General features: G+C 71.2%; 9 protein-coding genes. 6 read left to right on the top strand and 3 right to left on the bottom strand.

Going from position 1 to position 9890, the window contains the following annotated elements; translation table 11 throughout:
- The 3 genes from AC1DUQ_RS02965 to AC1DUQ_RS02955 form a co-directional block, all read left to right on the top strand.
- Nucleotides 1–1339: helicase-related protein (locus AC1DUQ_RS02965; RefSeq protein WP_477073368.1), on the top strand; the 1339-nt coding region annotated here is incomplete at its 5' end.
- Nucleotides 1340–1554: 215 nt separating this feature from the next.
- Nucleotides 1555–2562: a TerC family protein gene (locus tag AC1DUQ_RS02960; protein WP_477062156.1), complete on the top strand. Its 1008-nt coding sequence runs from the start codon at nucleotides 1555–1557 to the stop codon at nucleotides 2560–2562.
- Nucleotides 2563–2572: 10 nt separating this feature from the next.
- Nucleotides 2573–3595 carry a TerC family protein gene (locus AC1DUQ_RS02955; RefSeq protein ID WP_477062155.1) on the top strand — a complete coding sequence of 341 codons (1023 nt, stop codon included), beginning with the start codon at nucleotides 2573–2575 and terminating at the stop codon, nucleotides 3593–3595.
- Nucleotides 3596–3599: 4 nt separating this feature from the next.
- Here AC1DUQ_RS02955 and AC1DUQ_RS02950 read toward each other — a convergent pair whose 3' ends face one another.
- Nucleotides 3600–3884, bottom strand: a complete 285-nt coding sequence (locus AC1DUQ_RS02950; protein WP_477062154.1) for a YciI family protein — start codon at nucleotides 3882–3884, stop codon at nucleotides 3600–3602.
- A gap of 37 nt (nucleotides 3885–3921) precedes the next feature.
- Here AC1DUQ_RS02950 and AC1DUQ_RS02945 point away from each other — a divergent pair, with 37 nt between their 5' ends.
- Genes AC1DUQ_RS02945 through AC1DUQ_RS02935 form a run of 3 tightly spaced genes read left to right on the top strand, consistent with a single transcriptional unit; the run spans nucleotide 3922 to nucleotide 7323 of the window.
- On the top strand, nucleotides 3922–5085 hold the full coding sequence (locus tag AC1DUQ_RS02945) for an acyl-CoA dehydrogenase family protein (protein ID WP_477062153.1): 1164 nt from the start codon (nucleotides 3922–3924) through the stop codon (nucleotides 5083–5085).
- Nucleotide 5086: 1 nt separating this feature from the next.
- A complete protein-coding gene (locus AC1DUQ_RS02940) occupies nucleotides 5087–5605 on the top strand; it encodes a GNAT family N-acetyltransferase (protein WP_477062152.1) in 519 nt (172 codons plus the stop codon).
- A 29-nt stretch (nucleotides 5606–5634) separates the two neighbouring features.
- Nucleotides 5635–7323, top strand: coding sequence for an AMP-binding protein (locus AC1DUQ_RS02935; protein WP_477062151.1), 1689 nt, complete (start codon nucleotides 5635–5637; stop codon nucleotides 7321–7323).
- A gap of 3 nt (nucleotides 7324–7326) precedes the next feature.
- Here AC1DUQ_RS02935 and AC1DUQ_RS02930 read toward each other — a convergent pair whose 3' ends face one another.
- Nucleotides 7327–7998 carry an MBL fold metallo-hydrolase gene (locus tag AC1DUQ_RS02930; RefSeq protein WP_477062150.1) on the bottom strand — a complete coding sequence of 224 codons (672 nt, stop codon included), beginning with the start codon at nucleotides 7996–7998 and terminating at the stop codon, nucleotides 7327–7329.
- Complete coding sequence (locus AC1DUQ_RS02925) at nucleotides 7995–9818, bottom strand: glycoside hydrolase family 15 protein (RefSeq protein WP_477062149.1); 1824 nt, start codon at nucleotides 9816–9818, stop codon at nucleotides 7995–7997. The genes AC1DUQ_RS02930 and AC1DUQ_RS02925 overlap by 4 nt, the downstream gene beginning before the upstream one ends.
- Nucleotides 9819–9890: the final 72 nt, after the last annotated feature.

The following is a 9890-nucleotide window of genomic DNA, read 5'->3' as shown; positions in this document are numbered from 1 at the left end:
CTACGTCGCCGGCCCCGAGCGCATGGAGCGGGCGATCCGCGGCATCGAGCTGGAGCTGGAGGAGCGGCTGGCGGAGCTCGAGCGCCAGAACAAGCTGCTCGAGGCCCAGCGGCTACGCATGCGCACCACGTACGACATCGAGATGATGCGGCAGATCGGCTCGTGCTCCGGCATCGAGAACTACTCGCGGCACATCGACGGGCGCAGCGCGGGCACCGCCCCGAACACGCTCATCGACTACTTCCCCGAGGACTTCCTGCTGGTCATCGACGAGTCGCACGTCACGGTGCCGCAGATCGGCGCGATGTTCGAGGGCGACATGTCCCGCAAGCGCGCACTGGTGGACCACGGCTTCCGGCTGCCCAGCGCCACGGACAACCGGCCGCTGCGCTGGGAGGAGTTCGTCGAGCGGATCGGCCAGACGGTCTACCTCTCCGCGACGCCCGGCAACTACGAGATGTCGATCTCCGACGGCGTGGTGGAGCAGATCATCCGGCCCACCGGGCTGGTCGACCCCGAGGTCATCGTGAAGCCCACGGCCGGGCAGATCGACGACCTGCTGGGGGAGATCCACGACCGGGTGGAGCGGGACGAGCGCGTGCTGGTCACCACGCTCACCAAGAAGATGGCCGAGGACCTCACGGACTACTTCCTGGAGAAGGGCGTCCGCGTGCGTTACCTGCACTCGGAGGTGGACACGCTGCGTCGCGTGGAGCTCCTGCGCGAGCTGCGGCTCGGCGAGTACGACGTCCTGGTCGGCATCAACCTGCTGCGCGAGGGTCTCGACCTGCCCGAGGTGTCACTGGTCGCGATCCTGGACGCGGACAAGGAGGGCTTCCTGCGGTCCGGGCGGTCGCTCATCCAGACCATCGGGCGCGCGGCGCGCAACGTGTCCGGCCAGGTGCACATGTACGCGGACCGGATCACGGACGGCATGGCGCTGGCCATCGAGGAGACGTCTCGGCGCCGCGAGAAGCAGGTGGCCTACAACCTCGAGAACGGCATCGACCCCACGCCCCTGCGCAAGAAGATCGGCGACATCACCGACCTGCTGGCACGCGAGGACGCCGACACGGCGGAGCTGCTCGGGGGTGCGGGCCGGCAGTCCAGCCGCGGCAAGGCACCGGTGCCGGGCTTCGGGTCGAAGGGTGGACCGCGCGACGAGCGGACGCGTCTGACGGGCGCGGCCGCGGGCGAGCTGGCGGACCTCATCCAGCAGCTGTCGGACCAGATGCACGCGGCGGCCGCCGAGCTGCAGTTCGAGCTGGCCGCACGCCTGCGGGACGAGATCTCGGGGATGAAGAAGGAGCTCCGGCAGATGCAGGCCGCGACCGCCTGAGGCGCCCCCGCGCCGGGCCACCGTGGACAGGACACGAGCCCGACACATGCGTGCCTTATGCTTGCGCACGTTGAAGGGGAGTACCCCACACACGATCCCGTCGTCATCACGGACCCGCTCGCGCGGGGCCCGGTGGGATCGGTCCGCTGCGGATGTGTCGCGCGGGCGGGGGAGACCTTCGGTACCGATGCATCTCTCGTACCGGAGGTTTCTGCATGGATGTGTCCGGCTGGGTCTGGGCAGGGACGGCGGTCTTCGTCGTCGGACTGATCTTCTTCGACTTCTTCGCGCACGTGCGGACGCCGCACGCCCCGAGCTTCCAGGAGTCCGCGCGCTGGTCGATCTTCTACATCGCGCTCGCCCTGGTGTTCGGCGTGGTGGTGGGCATGGCGTGGGGCTGGGGCCCGGGCACGGAGTACTTCGCCGGGTACGTCACCGAGAAGAGCCTCTCCGTCGACAACCTCTTCGTCTTCCTCATCATCATGACCAAGTTCGCGGTGCCGCGTGAGTACCAGCAGAAGGTGCTCCTGGTCGGTGTCGTGATCGCGCTGATCCTGCGGACGATCTTCATCCTGGCCGGTGCGGCCGCGATCGAGCAGTTCTCGTGGGTGTTCTACATCTTCGGGCTGTTCCTCGTGTACACCGCGGTGAAGCTCTCCCGCGAGCACCACGACGCCGAGCACCCCGACCCGCGCGAGGAGCGCGACGGCATCGCGGTCCGGATGCTCAAGCGGGTCCTGCCCACCACGGACGAGTACCACGGCGACCGCCTGACCGTGAAGATCGATGGCAAGCGGTTCCTCACCCCGATGCTCGTGGTCATGGTGGCCATCGGCTCGACGGACATCCTGTTCGCGCTCGACTCGATCCCGGCCATCTACGGCCTGACCGAGGAGCCGTACATCGTCTTCACGGCCAACGCGTTCGCCCTGCTGGGGCTGCGCCAGCTGTACTTCCTCATCGGCGGGCTGCTCGAGCGCCTGGTCTACCTGTCGCAGGGCCTCGCCGTCATCCTCGGGTTCATCGGCATCAAGCTGGTGCTCCACGCGTTGCACGTGAACGAGCTGCCCTTCATCAACAACGGCGAACCCGTCGAGTGGGCGCCCGAGATCCCCATCTGGCTGTCGCTCACGGTCATCCTCGGCACCCTCGCCGTGGCGACCGTGGCCAGCCTCCTGAAGACCCGCAACGACGAGCGCATCGCCTCGTCGACCGAGAGCTGAGGACTACCGCGTGAACGTCGACCCCCTGGTCTGGATCGTCTCCCTCGGTCTGGCAGGTGCCCTGCTGGTGGTCGACGTCGCCATCGTCGGGCGCCGCCCGCACGTGCCGACCACGGCCGAGTGCGTGCGGTACCTGGCTCTCTACATCGGTCTCGCGGTGCTGTTCGGGATCGGTGTCTGGGTGACGTCGGGCGCCGAGTACGCGGGTCAGTTCTTCGCGGGCTGGCTGACCGAGTACTCGCTGTCGATCGACAACCTCTTCGTGTTCCTGCTGATCATGGGCAAGTTCGCGGTGCCGCGCGCGTACCAGCAGACCGCCCTGCTCATCGGGATCATCCTGGCGCTGGTGTTCCGCGGGCTGTTCATCTGGGCCGGTGCCGCGGTCATCGACGCGTTCAGCTGGGTGTTCTACCTCTTTGGCGCGTTCCTCGTCTACACGGCGTGGAAGGTCGGTCGTGAGGGTGAGGTGGACGAGGGCGACGAGTTCCACCCGCCGCTCCTGCTGCGGATCGTGCAGCGCGTGTTCCCGGCCACCCCGGACTACCACGGGGTCAAGCTCACGGTGGTCCAGGGCGGCCGCCGGCTCATGACCCCCATGTTCGTGGTGCTCGTCGCGCTCGGCGCCACGGACCTGCTCTTCGCGTTCGACTCGATCCCGGCGATCTTCGGGCTCACCAGCGAGCCGTACCTCGTGCTGATGGCCAACCTGTTCGCCCTCATGGGACTGCGCCAGCTCTACTTCCTGCTGGGCGACCTGCTGACGCGGCTGGTGTACCTCAACATCGGGCTGGCGGTCCTGCTCGGCTTCATCGGCGTCAAGCTCGTCCTGCACGCGCTGCACGAGAACGAGGTGCCGTTCATCAACGGCGGCGAGCCGGTCGCGTGGGCGCCGGACATCCCGATCTGGTTGTCGCTGAGCGCGATCGTGCTGATCCTCGGGGTGACGGCCGCCGCCAGCATCGTCAAGACGCGGTACGACGAGCGGCGGGCGGTCACTGCGCCCGCGGAGCCGGTCGCCGAGCCCACGGACTGACTCCTCAGGCGCTCCAGGGGCCGAGGACGACGTCCCAGCCCCGCACGTCGGTCTGCGCGACGAGGCCCTCGCGGACGAACGGGTCGTCCGCGAGGATCGCGTCGACGACCTCCGGTGACGCTGCTCGGAACACCAGGAGGGCGCCCGGGTCGCCGTCGGTGAACGGACCGGACCCGAGCAGGGTGCCGTGCTCGGCCAGCGCGGTCAGGTACGCGCGGTGCTCGGTGCGGACGCGGTCCCGCACGTCGGTGCGCTCGTCATAGGTGTAGCGGACGGCATAGGTGGGCATGGCGTCATCCTGCCCGAGCCGGTGGCAGAGTGCTGACATGGCTCGGACGCTGCGCACGCTGCTCACGCAGGACCTGCTGGACCGGATCCACGAGCGTGCACCGCTGCACGACCGTGAGAACACCTTCCCGCACGACGACCTCGCCGACCTGGTCGCGGCGGGGTACCTGACGGCGTTCGTGCCGACCGGGCTGGGCGGCGCAGGGCTCACGCTCGAGGAGGTCGCGCGCGAGCAGGTACGGCTGGCAGCGGCGGCACCGGCCACGGCGCTGGCGGTCAACATGCACCTGGTGGTGACCGGGCTCGCCGCCCTGCTGGTGTCTCGCGGCGACGACTCCGTCGAGTTCATCCTGAGGGATGCCGCGGCGGGGGAGATCTTCGCGTTCGGCAACTCCGAGCCCGGCAACGACCTGGTGATGTTCGGCTCGCGGACGCGCGCAGACCGGCAGCCCGACGGCTCGTACCGCTACAGCGGCACGAAGATCTTCACGTCGCTGTCGCCGGTGTGGACGCAGCTGGCCACGTTCGGTCTGGACGACTCCGACCCTGACGACCCGCGGCTCGTGCACGGGGTCGTCTCCCGCGCCGACGGTGGCACCGAGGCGCGCGACGACTGGGACACGCTCGGCATGCGTGCCACGCAGTCGGCCACCACGGTGCTGGACGGAGCGCTCGCCCCCGCCGACCGCGTCTACCGGTCTCTCCCGCCAGGCCCGAGCGCCGACCCGTTCGTCTTCGCCCTCTTCGCCGTCTTCGAGATCCTGCTCGGCGCGGTCTACACGGGGATCGGCCGGCGAGCGATCGAGCTGGGGGTCGAGGCGGCACGGCGTCGGACCTCGATGAAGTTCGACGGCCGGGCCTACGCGCAGGACCCCGACATCCGCTGGCGGATCGCGGACGCGGTGCTGGCTCAGGACGGTGCGGAGCTGCAGGTCTTCGCCCTCGCTCGCGACGTCGACGAGCAGGTGGACCACGGGTCGCGCTGGTTCGCGCACCTGGTCGGGCTCAAGGTCCGCGCGACCGAGTCCGCCCGGGTGGTCGTCGACAACGCGATCCGTGTCTCGGGAGGGGGGTCGTACTTCTCGGGGAGCGAGCTGGGACGGCTGTACCGCGACGTGCTGGCGGGGATGTTCCACCCGTCCGACGACGAGTCGGCGCACGCGACGCTCGCGACGTCCGTGCTGGGTCCGCCCGAGGCCTGACGTGGAGCTGCCCGACGTGCTCGACCTGCCCGGAGCACGCCTGCGCGCGCTGCGGGAGGACGACTGGGCGCTCGACCACGCCCTCTCCCGCGTCTCGGACGTGCCGCAGTGGACGTACTACCCGGCGGACGTCAGCGTGGATGAGGCACGCGAGCGGGTGAGACGGAACCTGACGCAGCGTGCTGAGGGCCGCGGTGGGAGGTTCGTGGTCGAGCGGTCGGGGGAGCCGCTCGGCACGATCGGGATGGGACTGCGCACCGACGGCCCGCACCTCTACTACGCGTTCCTCCCCGCGGGCCGCGGGATGGGCCTGGCCACGGAGGCCGTCCGTGCTCTGTCGCGCTGGGCGCTGGAGCACGGCGCGGACGTGGTGAACGCCAGGACGATGGTCGGGAACGTGGCGAGCGAACGGGTGCTCGAGCGGGCGTCGTTCCGTCGTGGTCCACTCGAGGTGGAGCCCGACGGCGTGTCGGTGACCCGGTGGTCCTGCAGGGCGAACTCACAACCTACTCTCAAGTAACTTACGCACCCGTAGGTTACGATCGGGGGATGACGACCGTGGGACCCAGCCGACCGACCGCCGCCTCGACTGGTGCCCCGCGAGACGTGGCGATCCCCGACGAGCCCCTCACCGCGGCGCTCGATCGCGCGGCACAGCGGTGGCCCGAGCGGACGGCCGTGGACTTCCTCGGGGCGCCCACGACGTACGCGGAGCTGGCCGAGGCCGTCGCCCGCGGCGCCCAGGTGCTGCTCGACCTCGGCGTCCGGCCGGGGGACCGGGTGGCCCTCGTCATGCCGAACTGCACCGGGCACGTGATCGCCTTCTACGCAGCGCTGCGCATCGGCGCGGTCGTCGTCGAGCACAACCCCACCTACTCGGCCGGCGAGCTCGCGCACCAGCTGGCCGACTCCGGGGCGGTCGTCGCGCTCGTGTGGGAGAAGGCGGTGCCGCGGGTCCTCGAGACGCTCGCCCGGACGGCTCTCAAGGCCGTCGTCGCCGTGGACCTGTCCGCCGACCTGCCCCGTGGCAAGCAGCTCGCCCTGCGCCTGCCCCTGCCGAGCGCCCGCCGAGCGCGCGCGGCCATGTGCGGCTCGGTGCCGCCCGCGTTCCCGATGTGGCACCGGCTCGTCGCCAAGGCTGCACCCCTGGACCCGGCGCACCCGGCGCCGTCGTCGTCCGACGTGGCCCTGCTGCAGTACACCGGCGGCACCACCGGCACACCCAAGGGCGCGATGCTCACGCACCGCAACCTGGTGGCCAACGCGGTGCAGGGCCACGCCTGGACGGGAGTCGAGCCCGGTACCGACGTCGTCTACGGGGTGCTGCCGTTCTTCCACGCCTTCGGGCTGACCCTCTGCCTGAGCTACGCGATGCGGGTCGGCGCGACGCTCGTCGCGTTCCCCTCGTTCGACCCCGCGATGGTCCTTGCCGCCCAGAAGCGCCTCCCGGGCACCTTCCTGCCCGCCGTCCCGCCGATGCTCGACCGGCTGGCCGTCGCCGCCGCGACGTCGGGGGCAGACCTCACGTCGTTCCGGTACGCGATCTCGGGCGCGATGGCGCTCCCCGCGGCGACCGCCCAGAAGTGGGAGGACGTGACCGGCGGGCTCGTCGTCGAGGGGTACGGGATGACCGAGACGTCACCCGTCGCGCTCGGCAACCCGCTCACCGACGCCCGCCGCCCCGGCACGCTCGGCCTGCCGTTCCCGAGCACGCGCATCCGGGTCGTGGACCCCACCGACGTCACCCGCGAGGTCGAACAGGGGGAGCGCGGCGAGCTGCTGATCCAGGGCCCGCAGGTGTTCGCCGGCTACTGGGGTCGGCCCGACGAGACYGCGGAGCAGCTGCTCGACGACGGCTGGCTGCGGACCGGCGACATCGTCACGGTGGACGAGACCGGCTGGGTCGTGCTGGTGGACCGCATCAAGGAGGTCATCGTGAGCGGCGGCTTCAAGGTCTACCCCTCCCAGGTCGAGGACCACCTGCGCGGCATGCCCGGCGTCGCGGACGTCGCGGTGGTCGGGGTGCCCGGTGGGGACCTCGGGGAGACCGTGGTCGCCGCCGTGGTGCTGGAGCCCGGTGCCCGGGGGATCGACCTCGACGCCGTCCGTGCGTGGGGTGAGCGGCACCTGGCGCGCTACGCGCTCCCGCGCCGGCTCGTGTTCCTGGACGAGCTGCCGCGGTCGCAGGTCGGCAAGGTGCTCCGTCGCGTCGTGCGGGAGTCCGTCCTCGCCGGCTGACGGTCACCAGCCGCGGGCGCGCCACTCCTCGAGGTGCGGACGCTCCGCTCCGATCGTGGTGTCCCGGCCGTGGCCCGGGTAGACCCACGTGTCGTCGTCGAAGCGGTCGAACACCCGGGCGACGACGTCGCCGTAGAGCTGCTCGAACGCGTCCGGGCTGGTGGTGCGCCCGACGCCTCCCGGGAAGAGCGAGTCACCGGTGAACAGGTGCGTGCGCCCACCGGGTTCGCGGTAGGCGAGCGCGATCGAGCCCGGGGTGTGGCCGCGCAGCGCGACGACCTCCAGGGCGAGGTGGCCCACGTGCAGGACGTCGCCGTCGTGCAGGCGGCGGGTGACGGGCACGTCGGTCGCCTCCATGACCGCCGTGGCATCGTCGGCACCCACTGCCGAGGACGCCCCGGTGACGGTCACCAGCGACTCGAGCGCGCGGTGGTGGTCGGGGTGCCGGTGGGTGGTGACGATGGTGTCGAGCTGCGACGAACCCTCGCGGACCAGCTCGAGCAGGCGGTCGGGCTCGTCCGCCGCGTCGACGAGCACCTGGGAGCCGTCGGACCGGCACGTCAGCAGGTAGGCGTTGTTGTCCATCGGGCCGACGGCGGCCTTGCGGATCTCGAGCTCGTCGAGCACGCGGAGAGCTGACGGCCCGCCCACCTGCACGTCACCGGTGTACGTCATCGGGTCCTCCTCTCGAGAGCCAGGTCGTGGCTGTGCACCGCCCGGACGAGCGCCAGGTGCGACAGGGCCTGGGGCATGTTGCCGGCCAGCCGCCGTCCGACCGGGTCGTACTGCTCGGCCAGCAGCCCCACGTCGTTCGCCAGGCCGACGAGGATGTCCAGCACCGCCGTCGAGCCGTCGACGTCGTCCGTCCGCGCGAGGGCGTCCGCGAGCCAGAAGGAGCACGCGAGGAAGGCGTGCTCGTCGCCGGCGACGCCGTCGTCGGTACGTTCCGTGCGGTAGCGGCGCAGCAGTCCCGGGGAGACCTCGAGCTCGTCCCGGATCGCTGCGAGCGTGGCCAGGACGCGGGGGTCGTCGGACGGCAGGAACTCGACCTGCGCGATCTGCAGCAGGGCCGCGTCGGTGTGCGTGGCGCCGTAGGCCTGCACGAACGTCCCACGCTCGGCGTTCCAGCCGTGCGCCAGCACGTCGGCACGGATCGCGTCCCGCTCCGCGCGCCACCTGTCGACGGGTCCCTCGAGACCGTGCTTCTCGACCGCACGCACCGCGCGGTCGACAGCGGCCCAGGCCATGACCTTCGAGTGCGTGAAGTGCCGCGGCTCGCCACGAACCTCCCAGATCCCCCGATCCGGCTCTCGCCAGCGGCGCAGGAGGTCCTCGACGAGGTGGCGCTGCAGGGACCAGGAGTCGGCGGTCTCCTGCAGCCCGGCGGCGCGCGCCAGCTCCAGGGCGCACATCACCTCACCCAGCACGTCGTTCTGCACCTGCCCGACGGCGGCGTTCCCGACCCGGACCGGACGCGATCCGGCGTAGCCCGTCAGGTGGCCGAGCTCGGCTTCGGGCAGGTAGCGGCCACCGTCGACGCGGTACATGATCTGCAGGTCGGCGGGGTTCCCGGCCACGGCACGCAGCAGCCAGTCACGCCACTCCGTGGCCTCGTCGCGGTAGCCGTGCTCGAGCAGCGCCTCGAGCGTCATGGCCGCGTCCCGGAGCCAGCAGTACCGGTAGTCCCAGTTGCGCTCGCCGCCGAAGTCCTCGGGCAGGGAGGTCGTGGCGGCCGCGACGATCCCGCCGGTCTCCTGGTCCGTGAGCAGGCGCAGGACGAGCAGCGAGCGGACGACGGCCTCGCGGTAGGAGCCCTGGTAGGCGCAGCTGCGCGCCCACAGCCCCCAGGTGATCCGCGTGGAGTCGATCCGGTCCTCGATGGTCAGCCGCGGCAGGACGGGATCCCACGAGCGGGTCCAGGTCAGCGCCAGCTCGACGGACTCGCCCTCCTGGAGCGTGAACCGGTCGGCGTGCCGGTGGTCGTCCGGATGGGGGAGGCGGTCGCCGCGCAGCAGCAGGGAGTCCGGCCCGGCGATCGCCCGGATCGCCTCCTCGCCGTCCTGGTCGGTCAGCCGGCGCACCCACGGCTCGACCGCGCCGTAGCCGAACCGGACCACCCACTCGTGCTCGACCTCGACGCTCCCACGGGTGCACACGAGACGCCGCACGAGGTCGGACCGGCCGTCGTGCAGCGGCATGGTCTCCAGCACCACCGCGGTGCCCTGCGCGGTCTCGTACGTGGTCTCGAGCACGAACGAGTCGTCGAGGTAGCGCCGGGTCACGGACGTCGCGTCCCGGACCGTGAGGAGCCACCGGCCGTTGTCCGCGGTGCCCAGCAGGCGGGCGAAGGCGGCTGCCGAGTCGAACGTCGGCAGGCACATCCAGTCGATCGAGCCGCGCAGGGAGACGAGTGCGGCGGTCCTGCCGTCCCCGAGCACCGCATAGTCTCCGATGGGCACCAGCGGGGGGTCGACGACGGCGTCGGGTCTGTCCACGAGGTGAGCATCCTCCGGCGCCGGGGGAGCGGCACGTCGGCCGGCTGTGGTTTCGCTCACGTCGAACAGATG

The organism is Cellulomonas sp. P4_B5_2, from assembly GCF_056402235.1.
This window is presented reverse-complemented; position numbering and strand designations above follow the sequence as displayed.